Origin of the sequence: Pusillimonas sp. (assembly GCF_029263785.1) — a bacterium.
Lineage (GTDB): Bacteria > Pseudomonadota > Gammaproteobacteria > Burkholderiales > Burkholderiaceae_B > Pusillimonas.
The window spans coordinates 121,188-144,458 of sequence record NZ_JAJUFE010000001.1 but is presented as its reverse complement, the minus strand read 5'-3'; the positions used below and the strand labels follow the sequence as shown (position 1 = coordinate 144,458).

The following is a 23,271-nucleotide window of genomic DNA, read 5'->3' as shown; positions in this document are numbered from 1 at the left end:
TGCTTCCTGTCTTTTTATCGAAGCCGCTTGCCCGGCCGGTGCATCTGGCGTTTTCTTATGACGAAGAGGTAGGCTGCCTGGGTGTTCGTTCCATGTTGGCCGAGCTGGAAAAGCGCAGCAATAAACCTGCCTTGTGCCTTATAGGCGAGCCCACCTCCTTGCAACCGGTGCTGGGGCATAAAGGCAAGCTGGCCATGCGCTGCAAAGTCCATGGCGCAGCCTGCCATTCCGCTTACGCTCCGCAGGGCGTCAATGCTATCGAGTATGCCGCAAAGCTGATCTGCCATCTCGGCGATATCGCCCGCGACCTGGCTCATCCCGCGCTTCACGACGATCGATTCGATCCCCCGTATTCGACGATACAAACCGGCTTGATCAAGGGGGGGCGAGCACTCAACATTGTTCCCGCAGAGTGCGAATTCGATTTTGAGGTGCGCGCATTGCCGGGGTTCGATCCGCAGGCGGTTCACGCCAGGCTGGAAAGCTATGCAAAGAATGAATTACTTCCACGGATGCAGGCGGTCAGCGCGCAGACCGCTATTACATTTGAAAGGCTTGCTGAGTACCCTGGTCTGGCCACGCCACCGGATAGCGAGGCAGCGCAATTGCTAGCGGCCATTACAGGTTTCTCCGAGTTCAGCACGGTAGCTTTTGGCAGCGAAGGGGGCCTGTTTGATCAGGCGGGCATTCCGGCGGTAATTTGTGGGCCAGGCAGTATGGATCAGGGCCACAAACCCGACGAGTTCGTCGCGATCGAGCAATTGGAGGCATGCGACGCCATGCTTCTTCGTTTGGCACACCATCTGCACCAGGCTTGATGAGTCAGAAAGGGTGGTTCGCTCCGCCTTTTCTTCGGCTGACTAACCGAACTGGTCAGGGCGTATGCCGGGGCGCCATGTTCTGCTTGGCCTGGTGGGTGTCAGCAACGCGCTCAGGCGCTCCGGCTCGCAACGAGCCATCATGCCGGATAAGTGCTCCAACTATTTTTTGAACTTGTTCATTTTGGGGTTACAGGATAAAGTATCTGCTGCCTGTAGCGCATCGCCGACATTTTTGGGCATGCTCATATTCGAGGCGGAGCTTTTCGTAGTTGCCGGTTTTTAACCACGACCAAAACAAGTCAATCCTATATATGAACAATAGCGGCGAAGCCGATGCGCCCGTCCTGGGTTTGCGGGAACAAAATAAACTGGAAAAGTTGTCGCGCATCAAAGCTGCGGCACGAGAGCTTTTTACCGAGCTGGGGTACGACGCGGCCACAACGCGTGATATTGCCAAGCGTGCTCGAGTGGGTTTGGGCACATTGTTCAATTATGCCGACGATAAGCGGGATCTCATTTTCCTCATCTACGTCGATCACCTCAACGATATCCAGCATCGGGCACAGCAGGCCATCAGCCCTCGAAAATCGCTGCTCGAACAACTGGTTTCTTTCTTTTCATTTCTGTACGAAGACTTTGCGGGCAACCCCACTTTGTCTCGCATATTGCTGCGAGAGCTGACTTTTTATCGACACGGCAAACTGTCAGGCGAGTTCAATGACAACCGGCTGCGTGTTATCGACACCGTGCGACAACTTGTTGTCGAGGCGCAAAAGAAGGGCCGGATCCACTCTCGCGAGAATCCGGCCACTATTGCATTGGGGCTGTTTTATGTATACGCCGGTGCTGTGCGCTTATGGATTTCCGAAGATGATCCCGATCTCAAGGAAGGGCTTGCGACTTTGCGCAAGCACTTCCGTATTTATATAAATGGGCTGAATCCCGCCAAGTAAACTTACAGGCCGAGTATCCGCTCGGCGTTGCCGTGGAAAATCTTTTCCATGATGGTGTCGCTGTATCCGAGTTCCGCCCATTCTCGCAACAGCCGTTCGTAGGGCATGCTGGGGTAGTCGCTGCCAAACATGATCTTGTCCTGTAAACGGCTGCGCATATCTACTTTAAGCTGCGGCCAGAAGTATTTCGGTGCCCAGCCCGACATCTCCCAGTAGACATTCCCCTTGTGAAGTGCGACGGCCGTGGTTTCATCGACCCATGGCCAGCCCGGGTGAGCCATGATGATCTTGAGGGTTGGAAAATCGGCCGCCAACTGATCGATGGCAGCCGGGTGGGCGTGACGAATGACTGCGCCCATGCCTCCTGGCATTCCCGCCCCCATGCCCGTGGTGCCGACGTCAATCATGACAGCGGCCCCGAGGTGAGCAATTTCTTCAAACAGGGGGTAATAACGGCGGTCGTCCACCGAGAAATGCTGCATGATGGGATGAAAATGGAACCCAATCATGCCGAACTCCTGTATGGCCTGTCGCGCCTGACGTATGGCTATTTCTCCTTTTGCGGGCTCGACCGCAGCCCACGCCTGGATGATTCGTCCTTCGTTTCGCTTCCACATGCCGTGCACATACTCGTTAGAGCAGGGCGGCGTTCCCACTGTGGTTTCAAGGTCAAGAGCAACAAGGACGGCTTCGACCCCTGCGTCGGTAAAATCCTTTACCACCTCTTCTTCAGTTTTTGGTGTCCAGGGACGATTCCAGTACTGGGCCAACGCGTCGACATAGGGCTGCTGGCAGGAAATCCACTCTTGTGTATTGGGGTAGCAGTGCAAATCGATGATTCTCATAAGGCCTTCCGTTCAATCGGGGTTTATTGCGCGGCAGAGGCTTGACCGCGTTGTTCTACGTTAATTTTTTCGGTGATCATTTCGCGCAGTTTCTTTTTTGAGACCTTTCCAAAGGTTGAAAGCGGAAAGTCATCCATTATTTCCAGGCGCTCGGGCAGCTTGTATTTGGCGATTTCTTTTTCGATCAGGTAGGACTTGAGTGAATCGAAATCGAGGCTGGCGCCTTCGTGCAATACAACGCACGCGCACATCCGCTCGCCCATATCGGGATCAGGAATGGGCACACACGCAACGTTCTTGACGGATGGATGCGACAGGATCAGGTTCTCGATTTCTTCGGCGCTGATTTTTTCACCACCGCGATTGATAAGGTCCTTGCGGCGACCCTCGACCATATACCGCCCTGAAGGGTGCTGCCGCATCAGATCGCCCGATTTGTAGAAGCCATCGGGAGTAAAGGCGGTTTTGTTGTACTCGGGGACGCCAAAGTAGCCTCGCAGCGTATAGGGCCCCCTGCACCACATTTCGCCGGTTTCACCGAAAGGAACGTCAATGCCGTCCTCGTCCACGATACGTACTTCGTCGTCTTCGCACACGGGGCTGCCAACGGTTTCCAGGCGCACATCCTCGGGGTCGTCGTGGCGAACGAAGAACAGCATGCCTTCACCCATGCCGAAGTTCTCCTGGATGAAGGCATTCGGGATGAGCTTGCGAGCCAGCAAACGTACTTCGGGCTGCAGTCGTTGCCCTCCGCTCTGAATCACTTGAAGCGATGAGAGATCGTATTTGCTGATGGATGGGTCATTCAGCAGCCGGATGAGCAGGGCCGGCACAACCTTGATGTGTGTCACACCGTGCTCTTGTATGGCAGCGCAGATGTCCTGAGGACGTGTACTTGCCGACAGCACTACCTTGGCTCCCTGGAACATGAAGCCCTGGATACCTGGGCAGGCCAGTGGAAGATTGTGAGCAATTGGCAGAACGACCAGAAGGACGTGATGCCCCTCGATACGGCAAGTTTTTGCCGCAATCTTGGAGTTGTACGCATAATCGTTGTGGGTGCGGGGAATCAGCTTTGGAACCCCGGTAGTACCGCCGGAAAGCTGGAACACAGCGGGGTCGGTAGGATCGATCTGGATCTGTTCCAGCGTTTTGGGGCCGCGTGTGGGCGTCTTGCTTATCAGTTCGCGCAGGGATTGAAATCCCTGTCGGGCAGTTCCCAGAATAATGCCGTGCTTAAGGCACGGACTTTGTTGCTGCACGCGAGCGATCATTTCCTGAAAATCAAATTCACCTTGCTTTTCGGGACTGACGCACGCCACCGCGCCGGAAAGCGAGACAAACTGGCTGACCTCCAGAAAGCGGTGACTCGAAAGCGCAGCGATGGGAATGCAGCCGATCTTCTGGAGTGCGAGGTAAAGAATGACAAACTCCGCCACATTGGGAAGCTGTACTACGACGCGATCCAGTGGTTGCAGCCCCAGGTCAAGAAGGTTCAATGCCAGGCGGTTGGATTCTTCATCGAGTTGGCAATAGGTGTATTGCCGGGCTCCATCGATGACAGCAATCCGATCCGCGTATTTTTGCAGCACCACCCGAAACTCCTGCGCCAGCGATTTATCTTGCCAATATCCTTTTTCTCGGTATCGGCGTGCAAAGTCGGGTGGAAAAGGGACGACTCCTTCTAGCATTGTTTCCTCCTGGAAGTGTTTTATCAGCGGCTGCAAAATCGACCAGCCATGGTTTGCCGTCGCAATCTATCGTGCCGCCATTTTTCTTTTGATTTTGATGAACATGTTCAGTTTATGGTCTGATCAGTGGAGTGTCAACGAAATAGATCAGCCAGGGAGTGAAGGCTTTCCGACCCGGCCGAACGGGATTTTTTGTTCTTGCCAGAAATATGATCGTGATCTAAAGTAGAACATGTTCATAAAAAAATAATCTGGCAAGGAGACGGCATGGATCAGCAGAAACCTGTGGCCCTGGTAACGGGTGGAGGTACAGGTATCGGTCGCAGTGCGGTATTGGCGTTGGCGCGCGAAGGCTACGACGTGGCCATCAACTACAGCAGCAGTCAGGCTGCCGCCGCCGAAACGGCTGCCGAGGCCGAAGCATTGGGAGCAAAAACGATCGTGCTGCAGTGCGACGTAAGCGAAGACCCCGCTGTTCGCAATATGGTGGCAGAAATCCAGAATCGATTCGGACGTCTTGACGTCCTTATCAATAACGCGGGAACCACTTCGGCGATTGATCCAAAGGATTTTGAAGCAGTAACAGCCGAGAACTGGGATCGGGTATTTGCTGTGAATGTCCGCGGCATGTTTCAGGTTACCCGGGCAGCAGTGCCCATGCTAAAGGCGGCAGGCAACGGCTGCGTGGTCAATACGGCAAGCATTGTGGGGCTGCGCCCGGGCCCTCAACCCCTGGCATACGCAACCAGCAAAGCTGCCGTGGTAAGTCTTACCAAAGTGCTCGCCTACAATCTTGGACCCGAAATACGGGTGAATGCGGTGGCCCCTGGCTGGATGGAGGGCGACTGGATGAAACGCATGCTCAAGGATAATTACGACCGTTTGATGGAACGTCGTGCTAAGTTGACGCCGCTCAAGCGTTGCGTTACGGCAGACGATGTCGCCGAAACCATGCTCAGCCTGGTGAAGTCGAACCGGTTTGTAACGGGTGAGGTCATTGTTATCGACGGAGGTTTTTCAAGCTCGACCTGATGTTTCAGATTTTCGCCGCTAGCCGTGCTTCATCAGGCGACCGACGTCGCTGATGCAAAAGAAATGCGGCCCAACGCAGTACGGATAAGTAGTCAATATAAGTGACAGACCCAAGACAGGGCACAAGCTCGAAGGGTCTGCACCATAACCACGGAGACAACTATGAATACTAGGCGTACTTTTTTGGCCGCTCTGGCCGCTGTAACCATCGCTGCGGGGTTCTCCCCGGCACAGGCGCAGGAAACCTACGAGCTTAAGGTCTCTACTTACTTGCCGCCGAAGCACATGATCAATCGCGAGATCACGCGGTGGGCCGAAGAACTTAACGAAAAATCCAACGGCCGACTGATCCTGAAACTCTTTCCCTCTTCGCAGATGGGGCCGGTAAACCGCCAATTCGACCTGGCGCGAACCGGTGTGGCAGACATGGCCTATGTGCTGCAAGGCGCGACTCCCGGCCGCTTCCCCATGACCGAACTGGCGCAGCATCCTTCGCTGATTCCTAATGGTCGTGTCGGTTCGCAGGCGCTTATGGATATCAAAGACCTGCTCGAGCCGGAATACCAGGGCGTCAAGATTCTGTACTTTATGGCGACGCCACCCGTTCCCTTACTGATGGCCAAAAAAGAGGTCACCAGTCTGGATCAGATGAATGGCCTGCGTATCCGGCACCCCGGTTCAGTATACGCTTCGCTGATTTCCGCGCTGGGCGCGACCCCTGTTGGCGTGGCGCCGGCTGAAGTGGCAGACGCACTGAGTAAAGGCACCATCGACGGCACCCTGATGTCTTATGAAGGAGCCCAAAGTTTTCAGTTGGGTCCCGAATTGAAGTCGGCCACCACCATCAATGGCGGTGTCGTGACCTTTGCCATGGTTATGAATCCCGACAGCTATAACAAGCTGCCGGCCGACCTTCAAAAGCTCATTGACGACACCACTGGCCTGGATGGCGCGAAGCGTGTGGGTACCGCTTCCGACAAGGCCGACGAAATCGGGCTCGAGTACATGAAAGAGCATAACGTCAAGCTGATCGAGCTTAGCCAGGCAGACGCTGCCGCCTATGACAAGATCACCGAAGAACTGATCAGCAAGAAGGTGGCAGCGCTCGAAGAGAAGGGTTTGCCCGGTAAAGAGGCACTGAAACGCTTGCGAGAGGCCGTTGCCGCACGCTCCAAGGAGCAATGATATGGCGGCCAAGGCTGAATCAGGCCAGCGCATCCATCATTGGATGCGCCTTGTCTTGCGTGGCCTGACCCTGATTGCCGGGTTGGCTCTGGCAATGATGGTGTGCATCACCATGGCAGATGTTTTGCTGCGCAATCTGTTTGGCATTCCCGTATTGGGTACCTACGATCTTGTTGAAACTCTGATGGTGTTTGTGGTGTTTCTCGGAATTGGCGAAGCCTTTCTGGACGACACACACATTACTGTCGACATCATCGACCATTTCATCAGCAGTAATCTGGTCGTCTTGCTCAAGATCGTCGGGCTGCTTCTTTCGGCGGTGTTCCTGGGCATGTTGCTTTGGCACATGCCTACGCCGGCTTGGGAGGCCTACGTCTATCAGGATCGTAAGCCTGATCTGCCCATCATGTTGTACTGGTTGTGGATTCCCTGCCTGGTTGGCGTGTTCGCTGCACTGATTGCTGCATTGTTCAAGCTGTCAGACCTGATACGAAGTCGTCGTCGGGCTTCAGCCGGGAGAACTCACGGAGTTATTCAATGAGTGTTCAGGCCATTGGTCTGGCGGGAATGGCGGCTCTGTTGTTTCTGATTTTCATCAGGGTTCCGGTTGCAGTCGCCATGGGGCTGGTCGGGGCGTTTGGCTACGCCGCCATCAGCGGGTTTGATCGTGCGTTTATCGTTCTGGGTTCCACCCCGTTCGAAATGGGCTCGGCCTATGCGCTTTCCGTCGTTCCACTGTTTGTACTGATGGGTGCGCTGGCCAGCAGCGCGGGAATCTCCAGTCAACTTTTTCGTGCGGTTCGTTCCTTGTTCTCGGGGCGTCGGGGCGGGCCGGCATACGCCACCCTCGGTGCCAGTGCGGCGTTCGGGGCAGTTTGCGGTTCGTCATTGGCGGTAGCCGCGACCATGGCCAGAATTGCGTTGCCCGAAATGCGAGAGGCGGGATACCGTGACAAGCTCAGCTCCGGCGTGATTGCAGCTGGCGCGTCGCTGGGCATATTGATTCCGCCCTCAATCATCCTTGTCATATACGCAATTATTGCCGAGCAATCCGTGCAACGGCTTTTTGCGGCGGCGCTGGTTCCTGCTGTACTGCTTGCATTGTTCTACGGCCTGGTGTTGGCTTGGCTGGTGCATCGCAAGGATAACCACGAAACGCCGATGCCCGGCGCGGGCTGGGGTGAACGATTGCGCGCCTTGGTCAGCATGTGGGAAATCGCTCTTTTATTCGGCGTTTCGATTGGCGGTATTTACCTGGGCTGGTTCAGCCCTACCGAATCGGCGGCCGTCGGATCGTTCGGTGCATTTCTGTTGGGTCTTGTACGAGGCCGGCTCACCTGGAAGCGCGTGCACGAAGCCGTTGTGGAAACCGTTCTGATATCCAGCATGTTGTTTCTGGTTGTGCTGTGCGCGTTCATCTTTTCGTATTTTGTAGTACTGACCGAGCTGCCACAGACGCTGGTCGAATGGACGCGAAGCCTCAATGCATCGCCCGCCGTCATCATGCTCATCCTGATCGTTTTCTACATCATCATGGGATGTTTTCTGGATGGCATCGGAATGGTGCTGATAACCGTGCCGGTATTTTTTCCACTGGTCGTCGGCGCCGGGTTCGATCCCGTCTGGTTTGGGGTACTTTTGGTACTGGTTGTCGAGTTGGGTCTGGTCACGCCACCCGTAGGCATGAATATTTTCGTGATTCGGGCCCAGGCACCGGAAATCCCCTTGTCTGTGCTGTACCGTGGGGTGTTCCCTTTCTTGATTGCTCCGTTGGCGCTGTTGTTGCTGATGGTGTGGTGGCCAGACATTGCATTGTGGTTCCCCTCGCTTCTGTATCGGTAGCGGCTGTTTATATTTTTGTCAGGTCGTCGAAAATCTGAGGGTTGAGCAGTATGGAGCGATCCACGCCGCCGATATCCGTCCTGCCACAAAACGCCATGCTGATATCCAGCTCCTTGGCAATGATTGCAAGCGCGCGTTCGACACCTGCCTGGCCGCCTGCGCCCAAACCATAAAGAAATGCTCGCCCGATGAACGTGCCTTTTGCCCCCAGGGCAATGGCACGCAACACGTCCTGCCCCGAGCGAATGCCCCCATCAAACCATACTTCTATGTCGTTGCCCACTTCGGCCACGATGTGCGGCAGCGCGGCAATGGACGAGGGCGCACCATCCAGTTGCCGGCCCCCATGATTGGAAACGATCAGGGCGTCGGCACCACAGCGCACAGCGTGCCGGGCGTCTTCGGCATCCATGATGCCTTTTACCACCAGTTTTCCACCCCAGGCTTCCTTGATCCACGCTATGTCGTCCCAGCATAAGGTCGGGTCGAATTGATCGTTGGTCCAGGAGGCCAACGACGACATGTCGCTGACGCCTTCCACATGCCCCAGAATATTGCCAAACCCGCGACGTCGTGTCCGGGACAGCGACCAGCACCAATGAGGTTTGGTGGCCAGATCAAGCAGGTTCCTGAGCGTCGGGCGGGGCGGCGCAGTCAGACCATTCTTGATGTCCTTGTGACGTTGCCCCATGACCTGCAGGTCGAGCGTCAGCACAAGTGCCGAGCAGCCGGCGGCTTTTGCGCGTGCGATGAGTCTGCGCATGAAGGTCCGGTCGCGCATCACATAAAGCTGAAACCAGAACGGACGGCTTGTATGCTCTGCAACGTCTTCTATAGAGCAAATGCTCATCGTAGAGAGCGTAAACGGGACGCCGACGCGTTCGGCTGCTCGTGCAGCCAGGATTTCTCCGTCACCGCACACCATTCCTGTCAGCCCAGTAGGTGCCAAGGCAACTGGCATGCTGACCCCGGTGCCGATCATGGTGCTGCGCAAGTTGCGTGTGCCGATATCTACGGCTACGCGCTGCCTGAACTTCAGACGTTGAAAGTCATCGACATTGGCCCGATAAGTGCTTTCCGTCCACGAGCCCGAGGCAACGTAATCGTAAAACATGCGCGGCACTCGTCGTTGCGCCATCCGGCGCAGGTCTTCAATGCAGGTAGCGGTGGCAAGGCGTGGCACGGGCTTCTCCCAAGTGGATATGTGCGGCGATTGGATTAATGATTCTGCTGCCGCGCAAGGGTATGACGCGGCGGGCCGCATGGTGGCGATTATAGATTAGCGCCCGCTGCCTCTTTGGCTATAAGTTCGTGAGCCTCATGCGCATAGACGGCCATGGCGCGCGACCCGTTCCACCAGATTATCCGGGCTACCTTTACCCGATTCGCGATTTCGAGCGCCTGTATCGCATCACTTTCAATAAAGTGGGTGAATCGACGCTGCACAATGGCGTCTGCCTTGTGCAGTGGGGTTTGCGCAGCCGAATATTTGGCTTCATTCCGCATGATCAACTCTCCCCCGAAGCCATGCCGGTCCAACCAGGCTTGCGTGCGTGCCCGATCCTGCTCGGGGCGGCCGGTCACAATAGGCAGATCGTGCAGATTGCGATTGGGCAGGCTGGCATTGGGTTCCAGTGCGTCCCGCGTCAACAGTGCATCTTGCAGGTCGCGCAGATAATGCTCTTCAGGGACATCGGGCAGCAGGATGCCGTCCAGATCTATGGCCCAAGATGCGTACTCGTATTCAGGTTGGTCGGGCATATTATTGGTGTCACCGGATGCGTCTGTAATCGACTCGCGTTCCCAGGGAAACCAGGCCCGACTGCCCGCAGGGATCTGAAAGCCGTAATCCGGCCTGATACGGGATTCTTCATCCCAGGCGAGGGTGAAGATCGAGGTGTCGAAACCCTGATCGCGCAGAAAATTGACACTGTCGACTAACGTGGTGCCGCGGCCGGCGATATCTTCCACCAGCAATACCCGGGTGCCCAGACGGGGCGTGTCTCGTGTAAACCACGAGACCTGTCGGGTTGAGCGGCTGTAGCTTAAGGCGTGCATGGGAAGTGACAGGGCAGTGGACGCCATGACTCCCGGTGTCAGGCCCCCGCGCGCAATGGCGATTACCGCATCGAACTTTGCCTGACGCCACTCGTGAATGTAGCTGTTTACCAGGGACTCGACCCAGTAATAATCGCAGGAATAGGCACTTTTCATGCAAGAATTGTAGTCAAAAGGGGAGTTGGAGCCCACCTGTTGCGACACGATTAATTTTTTGTGTTATAGTTTCGCTTCTTTGGCGGCTGTAGCTCAGTTGGATAGAGTACTTGGCTACGAACCAAGGGGTCGTGGGTTCGAATCCTGCCAGCCGCGCCAGAATTACCCTGTCTAATCAACAGGTTAAAACCGCCTAGAGGCGTAATCTCTAGGCGGTTTTTTGTGCGTCCTGCCTGGGCGCACTCCTGCGGGTGCAAGTCGGGCTCTACCCCGTAAACAGGGGACGTTCATTCACGCGGGTGCAAGTCGCGCCATAAGCTGATCGCAGGGAATGATGCGAAGCGGCCTGGCGGTAATTACACAAGCATTACAATTCACCTCCTGCAAAACAGGAGGAGCTATGAAAAAGCTTGGAGTTGTGGCGGTTGCTGCGCTTATGGCAGGCTGTACCGTATCCGGTCCGGATCCGGTACTTACTTTGGGGATCCCTAACCCGGCTTCGGTGTACTGCATCGAGCGCGGGGGAACGCTGGATATTCACGAGCGACCGGAAGGAAACATTTCCATGTGTGTGCTTCCCGATGGCACGAAAGTGGACGAGTGGGAGTTTTACCGGCGCAACCATCCGAATAACTAGCGTGATGGCGTCGCGCTATTGACCTCTGTCTTTACCTTTTCTTATCTGCTCTCCGAGAGCAACCGGAACGTCTGGGTACATCCCAGTTTGTCGCGCTGCCTCGCCCATCGCGAATTACATTCCAGGCAGCGGTAGGTGGTATCGCACACTCCGTCGTATTGTCCTGCCCACTGACCTTCGACGAGCATGTACTTATGGGGGCCGGCTTTTCCGGGTGTGGCAGCTACCTCTGCACAGGCAGCACATATCAACACTTTGTCGTCCGTCATACCTCCCTCCTATGCGTTTGGCGTGAGTTCAGGTATACACGGGACGCTTCGCCGTAGAAATAGGGCAGGTGGCCGATGTCCGCCTGTTCCGGTCAGCAGTCTGGCTGCACGACCCGGCATCTGCCAGTCACTGCTGACTTGATGTTCGCCGTATATCGTCAGTAGCAAAGCCCAAGGTCGCTGCGTAGTCCAGCAATGCTTGCACAGATGCAGCATCTGCCGTCCGCTGCCGGGACAAGACCCACAGGTACTTTCGGTCGGGCGTTCCGACGAGAGAATGGTTGTAATCGCCTGCTACCCGGATGATCCAGTAGTCGCCCCACACCATGGGTATCCAGGATGTCCACTGGGGTGCGAACCGAATCTCCAGTCTGGCGGGATCGGGTGGAGCAAACGATGGGTTCAGTCGCCCCTCTCCGCCTGCGGTTTTAACGCTGCCGTCCCGCGCCTTGCATTGGTTGACGACCTCTAATCTGTTGTTGGGCTTGAGTGTGTAGTCGGCTCGCACTTCGCCGATACAGTCTTTCTGAAACCGGTTGGGAAGCCGCGCTTGCTCAAACCAGGTACCTGCATATTTATCCAGATCCAGGTCGGATTGTGTGGGCAGGTCGTTTTGCGTAGTCGCGCAGCCTGCAAGCAGGGCGAAGCCGGATGCTGCAATCATTCTTTTCATGAGCTGTTTTCCGTATCTGTAATAGCCGGCAGACTGGCATTTTGCGTGCCCGAGCCCCTTGTCCCCAGTATCGACGCTGTTGCATTTCAGTGTTAGCATGGCTGGGCTTGCCTTCCAGGAGCGGTTCAGCTCCGACCCAGTGCCGTTCGGCCTGGTGCTGTAGTTGCCAAAATCGAACCTACCGGAGTCTTCCCATGAATACATTCTCTGCCGTGCGCAGGAAGTATCTGCACTCGTTGTTCGCTTTATCCCTTACTACTGCACTTACTCTGACTCTTGGCGCGCCAGCCGGCGCGCAACAAGCCCCTTCCAAACTCATCGTTACTGCCATTCCCGACGACGGTGACGCTGACCGGATGCGCGAGAATTTCGGCGCGCTGGCCAGTTATCTGGGTGAAGCCGTTGGCATCCCCGTCGAATACATGCACGTTGAGAATTACGCAGCCAGCGTGACGGCGCTGGCGACGGGCCGAGCCCATATTGCCTGGCTTGGGGGCGTTACAACCGCTCAGGCCCGCATGCAAATGGGTGAAGACATCACCATTTTGGGTTCTCGCGATATTGATAAGGGATTCGTCAGTTATTTCATTGCCAACCCGAATACCCAACTGGGTCAACTGCCTGACCTGAGCGAGCTTGCAAAGGCCGCCAAAGGCAAGAACTGGACGTTCACGTTCGGTAGCAAGAGCAGCACCTCAGGACACGTGATGCCGCGCAAGTTCTTCATCGATCAGACAGGCATGACTCCCGAAAAAGTGTTCCGGACTGTCGCTTATTCCGGAAGTCATGATGTTGTGATGCGGATGGTGGCCGACGGCACGCATCAGGTAGGTGCCCTGAACTTTGCCAGCTGGGACAAGGCTCCAGCTGATCTTCAGGAAAAGGCGCCCATTATCTACAAGACACCTCCGTACATCGATTACGCGCTGACCGCGCGCGCTGATCTGGGGCCGGAACTCTTGGGCCAGCTTCGTACGGCCTTGCTTGCCTTGGACGCCAGCGACGAAAACGGCGCCAAAGTACTCAAATACCTCAAGGCCGGCAAGTTCGTCGAGGCGGATATTTCAGAATGGCAAAGTGTTGTGGATCTGCTTGAAGCCGGTCTGGACATCGGCAACTGACGCATCCGTTTGAAGGCCTTGCCGCAGCAAAGGGTCGAGCAAGGCCGTTCATCCCCGTTCGGAACCGCAACCATGATCCCACCCGCTCATTCGGCAAAATCCGCAATACCCGTGCATATCGAAAACGTTTCCGTGGCGTACGGATCGCATCGGGTGCTCGCTGATATTGATGTTTGTATCGCGCTTGGCGAGCGCGTAGCCATTATTGGTCCATCCGGCGCTGGCAAGACCTCCCTGTTCCGCGTGATTGCCGGCTTGATCAAACCTGTTCAGGGAAGTGTGACGACGCTTGGGCAAGACGTCTCTCAACTGCACGGGAAACGGCTTGCCCGTCTGCGCCGCGAGATTGGCTTTCTGCATCAGCACGACAATCTCATTCCGCAACTGCGCGTAGTGCATAACGTCCTCATGGGGCGTTTGGGCTACTGGTCGCTTCCCAGGGCGGTGTTTTCACTGTTGTGGCCGCAGGAAATTCAGAGTGCGGTCAGTGCGCTGTCGCAGGTTGAGCTGGCCGACAGGCTTTGGTCCTTGCCGGATGAGCTGTCGGGTGGTCAGCAGCAGCGCGTCGCCGTAGCGCGTCTCATTGTCCAGCAGCCGCGACTGGTGCTGGCAGATGAACCTGTCAGCGCACTTGATCTTCGACTTGGCCAGGAGATCATTGGCCTGCTATGCGCAATAGCGCGGCGCGACCGTGCCACGCTACTTGTCAATCTCCATACGCTGGATCTGTTGCAAGGCAACTTTGATCGGGTTATTGCATTGAGGGCAGGACGAATATTTTGGCAGGGCGAACCGGGAGATATCAGCCAGCATCTGCTGCGCGAGCTGTATGGTGCCGAGTATCGCGCGCTGCACCTGGATGAAATGGCGTTGCTCGCATGACAAGGCAAGGGTCGGCGATGCCAAGGCAAGGGTCGGCGATGCGACGTCATGAACATCGTCCGGTAGGTAGTTTCATTGCCTTGCTCCTGTTGCTGCTGGCATTGCTGGCGGCGGGCTTTTCTGTCGAGTGGGATTGGGACGTACTATTCGACGCACACCGACGGGCAGAGGCCGCGCGCCGGATGGGTGCCTGGCTGGGGGCATTCCTGTCTCCCGATTTTTCCACGGAATTTCTCTGGCACTCGTGGGACCTCACCCTTCAGACCTTGTCGGCGGCTGTCCTGGGCACAGTCGTTGCCGTCCTTCTGGCATGGCCCCTGGCGATGGGATCAAGTCGTGCGGTTTGCGTGGGCGAGGAGCGGGAAGGGTTTGTGGCAAGCTTCCTGCCTGCCGGCCGTATGAGACGGGCTTGGCGGCATTTTCCTTTGCGTTCGCCAGCGGCCTTGCTGTGCGCTATCTGCCGATTGACGCAAGATGTGCTTAGGGCGGTGCCAGACTTTGTGTGGGCAGTGATCTTGGTGGCCATGATCGGTTTGGGCCCGTTGACCGGTGCACTTGCCCTCGCGCTCAATATTACGGGAATCCTGGCCAAGGTTTATAGCGAGCTGTGGGACGGAGTCGAAGAATCTCGCTACGCCCAGGTGCGTAGTCAGGGCGGGGGCCGTCTTGCCACTTTCCTGTATGGAATTCGCCCTTTGGCTTCGCGGAACGTATTGTCCTTTACTTTAATGCGTACCGAATGCGCAATCCGCAATGCCGCCGTGATCGGCGCTGTTGGTGGTGGGGGCCTGGGATCGGAAATCTGGTACCAGATCCGGTTCGGAGCGTGGGATAAAGTCAGCACGCTAATCCTTTTCACCTTATTTCTGACCCTGACCGCTGATCTGGCCAGTAATTACGTGCGCAGTATGCTTCGTGGGGACGCAGTCCGCGCCGCGAGAACCGCAGCCCCTTCCGGTCGAGGCGCTGGCTCGGCGGCTTCTCGACCGCCTCGACGTCCATGGTATGCCGCGGGATTCGTTGTTCTAGTAATGCTCTGGTCACTTTGGTTCATGGGCTGGGGTAACCGGGCGGGCGAAGGAGGCACAGCACGGAACCATCTTGCGCCTGCCGCCGAACTGCTTGGCGGCAAGGCGTGGGACAACCTTCGGTTCTTTCAGCGGCTTGTATCGCCCGAGTTTGACTTGACCGCTATCGGCATCGGCCCCGAGGATGAAATCGCAAAACGGAAGGCCGAGGGCAAGGCAGTTGAGCTGTTTTCCCAATACGGTCCGGGCCAGTTCTGGAATGGGCAGGCTTGGGCAACGTGGCTGGACGAGCTGCGCAAGTGGTTCGTATGGCGTGCCATAGAATCCGCCGCAGTGCCCCTGGCGATTGGCGTAGTGGGTACTGTGCTGGGTGTAGCAGTGACTATCTTGTTGACCTATCTGCATTCGGCAACCTTCCAGTTGAAATCCGGTCATTTCAGTGGCGAAACCGCGCCTGGGTGGCTACGAGCCTGGCGAACCGGTCAACTGGTGCTTGCCCGTCTGACAGCCATGATTTCGCGGGGTGTCCCGGAGGTAATGTGGGCGTTTCTGTTCATTGCATTCTTTGGCCCGGGATTGGTGGCTGGCACCCTCGCGATTGCCGTCCACACTGTGGGCGTCTTGACCCGAGTATTTGGCGAAGCCGTAGATAACCTTGCACTGAATCGATTCGAGCTCTCGTGTGGCGCGTCCCGACCTGCTGCATATGCGATGGTGGCGGCACCTTTGGCATGGAGAGACTGGACAACCTATGTTTTTTTTCAGTTTGAAAGCAATGTCAGGGCTGCGGTGGTGCTGGGCTTGATCGGCGTAGGTGGCTTGGGATTCCAGTTCAATTTCAATTTTGAGTGGTTCCGCTTCGAGCGCGCCGGAACTTACCTTCTCGTCATGATCTTGCTGACGGTGCTCATCGACCGCAGCGTGCGCATCTTGAACCTGTCGCGAGTGGGACGCAGTTAGAGTACGGACGCAGTCGCCGATGCACTTGCGGCCACACTCGAGGATGCAATTACGGAGGCAATCACGGAAACAAGTACGGAAGCACGTACGGAAGCACGTACGGAAGCACGTACGGAAGCAAGACAAGATTGCCCTTCAGGTTACTTTTGCTTGCCTGGCCGGGGAGCCTTTGGCTTTTCTTTTGCCGTCTTCATAAGTGGGGCGCACTCGTTGGTATCGTTCGTTCCCAGGTTAAGCAAAGGAATCAGGGCAGCCAAAGGCGTAGCAATCACTCCCAGCGCAACGGCGGCTCCGGCCCTTGCAGCAATCGGCCCCTCATGCACCCCTACGTCGGGGTTCTTGAACGTGCCGCGCACATAAAGGGGCGTGCGTAAGGTGAATATGCGCAGTGATTTGTTTTCCGGGTCGATGTCCAGATCCAGTTTCTCGGAGGCCAGGTTGATGGTGCCGGTAATGTCGATGGCCGCATCGTCCGTGTCGAGCTTGAAGGCCTTTGTCTGCATCAAGCCATTCTTCACGTCAAAGTCGGCAGCGAGGCAGTTGAGCATTATCTGCTCATCACCGAACAGTTTTACGATCACCATGTCAGCGATATTGAGGCCGGCCGCTTCTAGCAAAAAGTGGCTGACTGTCCCCTTGGTCACCACAGCCTTGAATTCCCCATTCGATTTGCCCAGAAGTTCGGCGAATGAATTTCCCAGGCTTGAGAGCGATGCATCGGCGTTGACGGTACCCAGGCTGGCGCGCATCGATTCCGCGCCACGCAGCAATTTTCTGAGTTGCAGACCGCGAGCCGTCGCTTTCAGGCGTGCCTTGATCTGTTTGTTGCGTCCGTCCAGTTCCACCTCGGTGCGCAAGCTTCCACCAGCCATGCCAAAGTTAAGGGGAACCAGGGATAAGTTCCGATTCTGCAGTTTTATTTTGGCCTCCAGGTTGTCAAGCGGCAGGTTTTCGTTTCGTACGATTTGTTTGCCCTTGAAATGGACGTCAGCATCCATCATGTCCCAGGTGTCAGTATCGATGGTGTCCACCGGTACCGCCTTGTCAGCCGGCTGGCGCTTGGTCGTGTTTTTTTTCTCCTGGCGCTCATCCACTCCGACCAGGGGGCCCAGATCCTTGAAACGCAGCAGTTCCGACTCAAGCGTCCCCGTGAGGAGCGGGCGCGGCTCGCGAATGTGATATTGCACGGTTCCCCTGATGTCGCTGGAGCCTACCTTTCCGGTGAAGTCTTCATATCGCCACACATCCTCCTCCGAGGCAAGTTCACCGACGAGGCGGCCTTCAGTTTCGTATGGAGGTGTGTTGGGAAGCGCCGTACCAAACAAGGGGTTCAGGTCGGCCATGGTGGCACCCCCGAGGCGGAACTGAAGGTCCACTGCGGCCAACTGCGCTGGCCGAGTGATGGTCCCCTCAAACTGGGTCGACGTGCTGCCAAACTTTAGCTGTGCTTCTAAAGGGAACGGGGCATTTATTGCCGGGCTGCTTTCCTGGAGCGCCAGCAGGCCGCCAGCCTTGCCTTGCCCGGATATCTCACCCTCTTTGTATTGCCCTTCGGCCTGCCAGCCGACCGCATAACCGGATGACTGGTTGTCAGCCAGGGAGTCGATCCTTGCCTTTATATCCAATTCAAGCGAGGGGTCACGGATTCGAATCTTTACGTTTTCCATGGCCAGGTCTTGAAGCGCAAACTGCCACTTTGCAGGCTCATCGGATGTTTCCGATGTCTCGCGCAAAGTCCAGTTTCGGGATCCCGTCCGGGTGCGCTGCAGATCCAGATCCGCGTTTTTCAACTCGAGGCGAGCGACGCGAACGGTGTTGGCAAAGAGGGCGCCGGGATCGACGAGAAGCCTGAGTTGTTGGGCGCGGCCCATATCGACGTCGCTTTGGGTCCAGTCGGGTTGCGCTACTCTGACATTGTTGGCAGTGATTTCAGGCCAGGGTATCCGGCTACGCCATCCCGCGCCTTTGGGCGGCCGCTTCCAATCAACTTCCAGCCGTCCTTCGATCTGCACTTCACGATGCAGCAGTGTGCCAAGTTGTCCTTCTACCCAGGGTTTGGCCCAATTCCAATTGAAAATGGAGATCGCGGTGATTCCCACTGCAACCACAAGCGCAAGGGACAATACAATACAAAGCAGGATCCTCGCGTAACGGGACATAAGCAGCCTCTATGCGCATCGCTTTTGCGTCCGCCGCCCGCATATTCGCGGCGCACTGTCTGTTGTAGGATCAGGCCATGGCCACCTCTGTTATTCCTGCTTCGACACTTGCTGCGTATCGTCAGACTGACTATCGGGTCTATGCGCCGCACCCGTTCACGCTCAGGATCGGTCAGTTCAGTCAGCCGCTCCTGGAACTGCACGAACAATATGGTGTACGTTCCAGCGTTGTTGTCACAGCCTGCAATCCTTTCAGCCGTCTGTTGAGCTCAGACCAGAATGCTCAACGGCAGCAAAAGCTTGTCGACCTTGTAGAGCAGAGGGGGTGGCCCTATTTCTGCGGAAGCGGTCAGCATTTTTCGGGCCCATGGCCGGCTGAGGCCAGTTTGCTTGTCCTGGGGGTAAGCCGCGAGCTGGCTGCCGCGTTGGGTCGGGACTTTGATCAGAACGCGGTTGTAATGTGTGAGGCCAATTGTGTACCCGAACTGCTGCTTCTGCGATGAGGCAGCTGAACAGTGTCACCCTCGCTATTTGCGGGATATGAACGGATTTCCGGCGATATAGAAGCGCAACGGTTTTTCTGCCCATTCCTGGGCGTAGGCTACGCCCACCCGAGGGCGGGAGACGATTTCCGGAGCGGGATCGCTTTCGGATGCCAGCAGATGCAGTTCGTCACTGCAAAGGTCGTGTCCGTAATGGCTAAGGTCAATTCCCAAGGCCCGCGTCAGCAGGCCCGGACCCTTGGTATTGCCCTGGACATTGGCCAGCGGCTCTACGGCACGTAGCAAGACGCCGGTTCCGCTGCCTTCGGGTTCGGTAACGACATTCATGCAATGATGCATGCCATAGATCAGGTATACATAGGCGTGACCCGGCGGTCCAAACATGGCGCGCGTGCGGGGGGTAAGGCCTTTGGATGAGTGTGCCGCCAGATCGGAAGGACCGAGATAGGCTTCGACCTCGACAATTCGTGCCATGCGCGGTCGACCTTCAACATGGTGCACCAGTGTTTTCCCGAGTAAATCTCGAGCGACAGTCACAGTGTCTCGGGCGTAGAAATCGCGGGGTAGCCTTTGCATGAAAATATCGGTTTGGGTGTGATGTAGTGTTGTGATTTTGCGGCAAAACGTCTTGTCGCAAAAAAATCGAAGATTTTGGTAATTATCGCTTGACTTGGACATGGCCCACCGCTACGATGATTCGCTAGATTTTCAAGTTCGTTGTAGTTTGTCCAATCAGTACCAAAAACAGTACTTTTTTGCTCCATCTCCACCCTTGATAGTCTGTTCCCCGGGCGTTTTGCTCATATTTTTAAAGGGTTGCAAAAATGCAAACTGAAACTGGTATTGTTAAATGGTTCAACAACGAAAAAGGCTACGGCTTCATCAAGCCTGAGGCCGGTGGCAAAGATCTCTTTGCACATCACACCGACATCATGGGCACGGGCTTCAAAACCCTCGAAGAGAACCAGCGCGTTTCTTACGTGTCTGCTGAAGGCCAGAAAGGTCCTCAAGCCAAGTCGATCCAGGTTATCTGAATATTGCCTGGTTGCCTGCTGCCTGATCGGGCAGCAGGCTTTCAAAAAAAACCCCATCATGCGATGGGGTTTTTTATTGCCCGTCAAATCACGTTGTGCTTTGCCAGGTAATTATCGAGTTCGTTGAGCAAGGATTGCTTGTCGGAGTCTGGCAAGAAAGAGGCCAGAATGCTGTTGCGCGCCAGAACACCCAGGTCGTCCCGACCTAGATCAAGCGACTGCGCTATCGCAAGATAGTTGTCAACCAGGTAGCCGCCAAAGTAGGCCGGATCGTCGGAATTGACGGTGACCCGTAAACCCTGGCGCAACAGGCGGGCAATATTGTGTTGTTCCATGGAGTCGAACACGCAGAGCTTCAAATTGGAAAGTGGGCAGACTGTCAGCGGCATCTGCATTTCGGCAAGGCGTTGCATCAGGGCCGGGTCTTCTTCGCTTCGGACCCCGTGGTCGATGCGTTCGACCTTGAGCAGGTCGAGTGCATCGCGCACGTAGTCGGGCGGACCTTCTTCGCCCGCATGAGCGACCAGCCGGAATCCCAGCTCACGGCACTTCGCATAGACCCGAGCGAATTTTTCGGGTGGGTTTCCTCGTTCGGCCGAATCCAGACCAATGGCAATCCACAGGTCAGCGTAATCCTTTCGGAGCGGCAAGGCTTGCTCAAGGGTGGCAAACGCGTCTTCTTCGCTTAGATGACGCAGGAAGCTAAGTATGAAGTAACTGCTGATCCCCCACTGCGAACGAGCCTGCCTTGCGGCAGATGCCAGGCCCTGGAAGACTGTGTCAATGGGGACGCCCCGAACAGTATGGGTTTGAGGGTCAAACATGATCTCGACGTGTCGTGCGCCATCGGCATGAGCTCGCTTCAGGTAAGCGATAGTCATGTCGTGAAAGTCCTGTTCGGTCAGAAGGACGCCCGCTCCAGCGTAGTAAAGGTCGAGAAATGACTGAAGGTCGGTAAACGCATAGGCGTCGCGCAGCGCCTGCTCGGACGCATAAGGGAGCGTCACGCCGTTACGTTGAGCCAGAGAAAAAATCATGCCAGGCTCGAGGGTGCCTTCAATGTGAAGATGAAGCTCGGTCTTGGGAAGACCGATGATGAAGTCGCGCAATTCCTTATTATTTGAAATCGTTGTCATGACAACCCCATGTAAGACGTTTTTTTATATGTATCGATGCAGTCAAGGCCGGATGCCTGCTAAGCATGGCGCCATGCGGCCATTGCCACCAGTGCCCAGCCAATGATGAACAGGGTCCCCCCGATGGGGGTGACGGCACCCAGCCATTTGGTGCCGGTTAGTGCCAGCACATACAAAGACCCACTGAACAGGATGATGCCTGCGAACATGAGTGTGCCGGCCCATGAAAGCAAGGGCGCGTGGAATCGCACCGCCAGGGCGGCGACTGCCAGCATTCCAAGTCCATGGATCAGTTGATACAGCACGGCAGTCTGCCAGATCTGAAGCATGTCGACGCTTAGCATGCGCTTTAACGCGTGCGCACCGAATGCTCCTGCACCGACACCTGCCAGCAGGCAAAGCGCACCTGCAATGACCAGAGTACGATCGTTCATGAAAAATCCTTATGCATACGAATGATCGAAGAGTCACCGGCATTGTTGCCGCACGGTGACGGCTTGGCGATACTATGAAGGATCAGCCGCGTTTTGTCGAAGTTGACGCAAGTTTTAACACGGAAGACGCCCTGCACTGGTGCAGATCGGAGGACGCCATGAAATGGCCAACGCACGAAGTCGTAAACCAGGTTCCCGAGCTTGAAGGCTACAACCTTTACACGGCTGACGTTGCACTGCAAGAAGCCGTTCAGCGGGAAGGAGCCGGTACCTATAGTGCCGTCCTGGAGGATTACGGAGCCTGGCTTGGTACGTCAGAAGCGCTGGCGTTCGCCCGACGGGCCAACATCTATCACCCGATAGCCGAACGTTTTGACAGGTTTGGAAACCGCGTCGACAAGGTCCATTATGACGAGGGCTGGCATGTCTTCATGAAGCAGGCCATGATCAGGGGAATGCATAGTCAGGCCTGGGACGCGGCCGAACCCGGGGCGCAGGTGGGTCGGGCCGCCTTGTATCTGCTGCATGGCCAGATCGAAGCGGGCACCCTGTGCCCGCTGACCATGACCTCGGCAGCCATACCGATACTCAGCCGCGAGCCCTTGTACGACATGCTGCGGCCCTTATTGCTGTCGCGCGACTATGACCCTGCCGACAAGCCCCTGCCTGAAAAGAAATCCATGCTGATCGGCATGGGCATGACCGAAAAGCAAGGGGGTTCAGACCTTCGTACAAACACCAGTACTGCTGTCCCTGTGGGAAGAGGAGGACGAGCTGCGGACTATTCTCTGGTCGGCCATAAATGGTTTTTCTCCGTGCCAACTGCCGACGCGCATCTGGTTCTCGCCCAGCACGAAGAACAGCATTCGTGTTTTTTCGTCCCGCGCTGGCGGCCGGATGGAACGCTTAACGCAGTTCAGATCCAACGGCTGAAGGACAAGCTTGGAAATCGCTCCAATGCCAGTGCTGAAGTCGAATTCATGGGTGCCCATGGCGTATTGGTGGGTGAACCGGGGCGCGGAATAGCCACTCTGGTTGAAATGGCCTCCTTAACCCGACTTGATTGCGTCCTGGGAAGCACAGCGTTGATCCGGCAAGCGGTGGTGCAGGCAATACATCATGCTGATTACCGGCAAGCGTTCGGCCGGGCCTTGGTGGACCAGCCCTTGATGCAGGCCGTACTGGCCGATCTTGCCCTGGAAAGCGAGGCCGCTACCGTGCTGGCATTGCGTCTGGCGCGTTCCTTTGATAACGACGACCTTCTGAATCAGGCTTACAGGCGTATCCTCACTCCCGCAGCCAAGTTCTGGATATGCAAGCGGGCAGTCGGGGTGACCGCTGAATGCATGGAGGTATGGGGCGGCAACGGCTATATCGAAGACGGTCCCATGCCGCGACTGTTTCGCGAGGCGCCGGTCAATGCCATTTGGGAAGGCTCCGGCAATGTGATGTGCCTGGATGTACTGCGCGGCCTGCGACGCGAACCTGACTTCGCAGGGGCTCTGATCGACGCCCTGATCAGCGAAAGCTCGGACGAACCGATGCTGTCCCAGCGCGCCGAGCAGCTTGCCACCCTGGTTTCTGCTGATGAAGCGACTTTGCAGGGCTGCGCTCGCCATGTGGCTCAGTGGCTGGTATTGCTGACGCAGGCCAACCTGTTGCGACGGCATGCGCCTTCAGTCGTTTCCGATGCTTTTCTGCGCTCCCGTTTCGGGGCTCAGCCCATGGCGCTGTATGGCACGGTGGGGCAGGTGGACACCGCAAGGGAACTTATTCGCAGGGCGTGGTACGAATGATGCTGGAATTTTGTATATCATTCGTGCTATGAAATTGTCACCTTCCCGCCATAAGT

General features: G+C 56.3%; 22 protein-coding genes and 1 tRNA gene. 14 read left to right on the top strand and 9 right to left on the bottom strand.

What is annotated here, in order from left to right; translation table 11 throughout:
- Window positions 1-818: M20/M25/M40 family metallo-hydrolase (locus tag Q1J88_RS00610; RefSeq protein WP_301115451.1), on the top strand; the 818-nt coding region annotated here is incomplete at its 5' end.
- Window positions 819-1,132: 314 nt separating this feature from the next.
- Window positions 1,133-1,774, top strand: coding sequence for a TetR/AcrR family transcriptional regulator (locus tag Q1J88_RS00605; protein ID WP_301115450.1), 642 nt, complete (start codon window positions 1,133-1,135; stop codon window positions 1,772-1,774).
- A 2-nt stretch (window positions 1,775-1,776) separates the two neighbouring features.
- Here the strand turns inward: Q1J88_RS00605 and Q1J88_RS00600 are convergent, their stop codons facing one another.
- Complete coding sequence (locus Q1J88_RS00600) at window positions 1,777-2,619, bottom strand: amidohydrolase family protein (RefSeq protein ID WP_301115449.1); 843 nt, start codon at window positions 2,617-2,619, stop codon at window positions 1,777-1,779.
- Window positions 2,620-2,642: 23 nt separating this feature from the next.
- On the bottom strand, window positions 2,643-4,310 hold the full coding sequence (locus Q1J88_RS00595; RefSeq protein ID WP_301115448.1) for an AMP-binding protein: 1,668 nt from the start codon (window positions 4,308-4,310) through the stop codon (window positions 2,643-2,645).
- Window positions 4,311-4,577: 267 nt separating this feature from the next.
- Between Q1J88_RS00595 and Q1J88_RS00590 the strand changes: the two genes are divergently transcribed.
- From Q1J88_RS00590 to Q1J88_RS00575, 4 genes are all read left to right on the top strand, one after another.
- Window positions 4,578-5,342 carry an SDR family oxidoreductase gene (locus Q1J88_RS00590; RefSeq protein ID WP_301115447.1) on the top strand — a complete coding sequence of 255 codons (765 nt, stop codon included), beginning with the start codon at window positions 4,578-4,580 and terminating at the stop codon, window positions 5,340-5,342.
- A 162-nt stretch (window positions 5,343-5,504) separates the two neighbouring features.
- Window positions 5,505-6,527, top strand: a complete 1,023-nt coding sequence (locus Q1J88_RS00585; protein WP_301115446.1) for a TRAP transporter substrate-binding protein — start codon at window positions 5,505-5,507, stop codon at window positions 6,525-6,527.
- 1 nt (window position 6,528) lies between these two features.
- Window positions 6,529-7,068 carry a TRAP transporter small permease gene (locus Q1J88_RS00580; RefSeq protein WP_301115445.1) on the top strand — a complete coding sequence of 180 codons (540 nt, stop codon included), beginning with the start codon at window positions 6,529-6,531 and terminating at the stop codon, window positions 7,066-7,068.
- A complete protein-coding gene (locus Q1J88_RS00575; RefSeq protein WP_301115444.1) occupies window positions 7,065-8,369 on the top strand; it encodes a TRAP transporter large permease in 1,305 nt (434 codons plus the stop codon). Before Q1J88_RS00580 ends, Q1J88_RS00575 begins: the two co-directional genes overlap by 4 nt.
- Before the next feature lie 7 nt (window positions 8,370-8,376).
- On the opposite strand, the gene Q1J88_RS00570 is transcribed toward Q1J88_RS00575, so the two are convergent.
- Together Q1J88_RS00570 and Q1J88_RS00565 are read right to left on the bottom strand one after the other, a co-directional pair.
- Entirely contained in the window at window positions 8,377-9,552 is a 1,176-nt protein-coding gene (locus Q1J88_RS00570; protein WP_301115443.1) for an alpha-hydroxy acid oxidase, read from the bottom strand.
- A gap of 89 nt (window positions 9,553-9,641) precedes the next feature.
- Window positions 9,642-10,583 carry a phosphoribosyltransferase gene (locus tag Q1J88_RS00565; RefSeq protein WP_301115442.1) on the bottom strand — a complete coding sequence of 314 codons (942 nt, stop codon included), beginning with the start codon at window positions 10,581-10,583 and terminating at the stop codon, window positions 9,642-9,644.
- An 82-nt stretch (window positions 10,584-10,665) separates the two neighbouring features.
- On the opposite strand from Q1J88_RS00565, the gene Q1J88_RS00560 reads away from it, so the two are divergent.
- Together Q1J88_RS00560 and Q1J88_RS00555 are read left to right on the top strand one after the other, a co-directional pair.
- Window positions 10,666-10,742: transfer RNA gene (locus Q1J88_RS00560), tRNA-Arg, on the top strand.
- A gap of 241 nt (window positions 10,743-10,983) precedes the next feature.
- Window positions 10,984-11,220: a DUF333 domain-containing protein gene (locus Q1J88_RS00555; RefSeq protein ID WP_301115441.1), complete on the top strand. Its 237-nt coding sequence runs from the start codon at window positions 10,984-10,986 to the stop codon at window positions 11,218-11,220.
- Window positions 11,221-11,616: 396 nt separating this feature from the next.
- Here the strand turns inward: Q1J88_RS00555 and Q1J88_RS00550 are convergent, their stop codons facing one another.
- Window positions 11,617-12,162 (bottom strand): lipocalin family protein, encoded by a 546-nt coding sequence (locus tag Q1J88_RS00550; RefSeq protein WP_301115440.1) that lies wholly within the window; start codon window positions 12,160-12,162, stop codon window positions 11,617-11,619.
- A 194-nt stretch (window positions 12,163-12,356) separates the two neighbouring features.
- Between Q1J88_RS00550 and phnD the strand changes: the two genes are divergently transcribed.
- The 3 genes from phnD to Q1J88_RS00535 all read left to right on the top strand — a co-directional run bounded on the left by phnD (window position 12,357) and on the right by Q1J88_RS00535 (window position 16,153).
- Entirely contained in the window at window positions 12,357-13,283 is a 927-nt protein-coding gene (phnD, locus tag Q1J88_RS00545) for a phosphate/phosphite/phosphonate ABC transporter substrate-binding protein (protein WP_301115439.1), read from the top strand.
- Between the two features lie 72 nt (window positions 13,284-13,355).
- Window positions 13,356-14,165: an ATP-binding cassette domain-containing protein gene (locus Q1J88_RS00540; protein ID WP_301115438.1), complete on the top strand. Its 810-nt coding sequence runs from the start codon at window positions 13,356-13,358 to the stop codon at window positions 14,163-14,165.
- Between the two features lie 38 nt (window positions 14,166-14,203).
- A complete protein-coding gene (locus Q1J88_RS00535; protein ID WP_301115437.1) occupies window positions 14,204-16,153 on the top strand; it encodes an ABC transporter permease subunit in 1,950 nt (649 codons plus the stop codon).
- Between the two features lie 140 nt (window positions 16,154-16,293).
- Here Q1J88_RS00535 and Q1J88_RS00530 read toward each other — a convergent pair whose 3' ends face one another.
- Window positions 16,294-18,312 carry an AsmA family protein gene (locus tag Q1J88_RS00530; protein WP_301115436.1) on the bottom strand — a complete coding sequence of 673 codons (2,019 nt, stop codon included), beginning with the start codon at window positions 18,310-18,312 and terminating at the stop codon, window positions 16,294-16,296.
- A 77-nt stretch (window positions 18,313-18,389) separates the two neighbouring features.
- On the opposite strand from Q1J88_RS00530, the gene Q1J88_RS00525 reads away from it, so the two are divergent.
- The gene (locus tag Q1J88_RS00525) at window positions 18,390-18,815 is read left to right on the top strand and encodes a DUF3293 domain-containing protein (RefSeq protein ID WP_301115435.1); all 426 of its coding nucleotides are present in this window, start codon (window positions 18,390-18,392) and stop codon (window positions 18,813-18,815) included.
- A 24-nt stretch (window positions 18,816-18,839) separates the two neighbouring features.
- On the opposite strand, the gene Q1J88_RS00520 is transcribed toward Q1J88_RS00525, so the two are convergent.
- Window positions 18,840-19,391 carry a DNA-3-methyladenine glycosylase gene (locus Q1J88_RS00520; protein ID WP_301115434.1) on the bottom strand — a complete coding sequence of 184 codons (552 nt, stop codon included), beginning with the start codon at window positions 19,389-19,391 and terminating at the stop codon, window positions 18,840-18,842.
- Window positions 19,392-19,639: 248 nt separating this feature from the next.
- Between Q1J88_RS00520 and Q1J88_RS00515 the strand changes: the two genes are divergently transcribed.
- Window positions 19,640-19,849: a cold-shock protein gene (locus tag Q1J88_RS00515; protein ID WP_301115433.1), complete on the top strand. Its 210-nt coding sequence runs from the start codon at window positions 19,640-19,642 to the stop codon at window positions 19,847-19,849.
- A gap of 83 nt (window positions 19,850-19,932) precedes the next feature.
- Here the strand turns inward: Q1J88_RS00515 and Q1J88_RS00510 are convergent, their stop codons facing one another.
- A complete protein-coding gene (locus tag Q1J88_RS00510) occupies window positions 19,933-20,985 on the bottom strand; it encodes an adenosine deaminase (protein ID WP_301115432.1) in 1,053 nt (350 codons plus the stop codon).
- Between the two features lie 59 nt (window positions 20,986-21,044).
- Entirely contained in the window at window positions 21,045-21,419 is a 375-nt protein-coding gene (locus Q1J88_RS00505; RefSeq protein ID WP_301115431.1) for a DUF423 domain-containing protein, read from the bottom strand.
- Window positions 21,420-21,577: 158 nt separating this feature from the next.
- On the opposite strand from Q1J88_RS00505, the gene Q1J88_RS00500 reads away from it, so the two are divergent.
- Complete coding sequence (locus Q1J88_RS00500) at window positions 21,578-23,215, top strand: acyl-CoA dehydrogenase family protein (RefSeq protein ID WP_301115430.1); 1,638 nt, start codon at window positions 21,578-21,580, stop codon at window positions 23,213-23,215.
- Window positions 23,216-23,271 lie beyond the last annotated feature (56 nt).

Coding starts and splice junctions, on each gene's coding strand:
- Q1J88_RS00605 (WP_301115450.1), top strand. CDS start 1,133: ATGAACAATAGCGGCGAAGCCGATGCGCCCGTCCTGGGTTTGCGGGAA.
- Q1J88_RS00600 (WP_301115449.1), bottom strand. CDS start 2,619: ATGAGAATCATCGATTTGCACTGCTACCCCAATACACAAGAGTGGATT.
- Q1J88_RS00595 (WP_301115448.1), bottom strand. CDS start 4,310: ATGCTAGAAGGAGTCGTCCCTTTTCCACCCGACTTTGCACGCCGATAC.
- Q1J88_RS00590 (WP_301115447.1), top strand. CDS start 4,578: ATGGATCAGCAGAAACCTGTGGCCCTGGTAACGGGTGGAGGTACAGGT.
- Q1J88_RS00585 (WP_301115446.1), top strand. CDS start 5,505: ATGAATACTAGGCGTACTTTTTTGGCCGCTCTGGCCGCTGTAACCATC.
- Q1J88_RS00580 (WP_301115445.1), top strand. CDS start 6,529: ATGGCGGCCAAGGCTGAATCAGGCCAGCGCATCCATCATTGGATGCGC.
- Q1J88_RS00575 (WP_301115444.1), top strand. CDS start 7,065: ATGAGTGTTCAGGCCATTGGTCTGGCGGGAATGGCGGCTCTGTTGTTT.
- Q1J88_RS00565 (WP_301115442.1), bottom strand. CDS start 10,583: ATGAAAAGTGCCTATTCCTGCGATTATTACTGGGTCGAGTCCCTGGTA.
- Q1J88_RS00555 (WP_301115441.1), top strand. CDS start 10,984: ATGAAAAAGCTTGGAGTTGTGGCGGTTGCTGCGCTTATGGCAGGCTGT.
- Q1J88_RS00550 (WP_301115440.1), bottom strand. CDS start 12,162: ATGAAAAGAATGATTGCAGCATCCGGCTTCGCCCTGCTTGCAGGCTGC.
- phnD (WP_301115439.1), top strand. CDS start 12,357: ATGAATACATTCTCTGCCGTGCGCAGGAAGTATCTGCACTCGTTGTTC.
- Q1J88_RS00540 (WP_301115438.1), top strand. CDS start 13,356: ATGATCCCACCCGCTCATTCGGCAAAATCCGCAATACCCGTGCATATC.
- Q1J88_RS00535 (WP_301115437.1), top strand. CDS start 14,204: ATGCGACGTCATGAACATCGTCCGGTAGGTAGTTTCATTGCCTTGCTC.
- Q1J88_RS00530 (WP_301115436.1), bottom strand. CDS start 18,312: ATGTCCCGTTACGCGAGGATCCTGCTTTGTATTGTATTGTCCCTTGCG.
- Q1J88_RS00525 (WP_301115435.1), top strand. CDS start 18,390: ATGGCCACCTCTGTTATTCCTGCTTCGACACTTGCTGCGTATCGTCAG.
- Q1J88_RS00520 (WP_301115434.1), bottom strand. CDS start 19,391: ATGCAAAGGCTACCCCGCGATTTCTACGCCCGAGACACTGTGACTGTC.
- Q1J88_RS00515 (WP_301115433.1), top strand. CDS start 19,640: ATGCAAACTGAAACTGGTATTGTTAAATGGTTCAACAACGAAAAAGGC.
- Q1J88_RS00510 (WP_301115432.1), bottom strand. CDS start 20,985: ATGACAACGATTTCAAATAATAAGGAATTGCGCGACTTCATCATCGGT.
- Q1J88_RS00505 (WP_301115431.1), bottom strand. CDS start 21,419: ATGAACGATCGTACTCTGGTCATTGCAGGTGCGCTTTGCCTGCTGGCA.
- Q1J88_RS00500 (WP_301115430.1), top strand. CDS start 21,578: ATGAAATGGCCAACGCACGAAGTCGTAAACCAGGTTCCCGAGCTTGAA.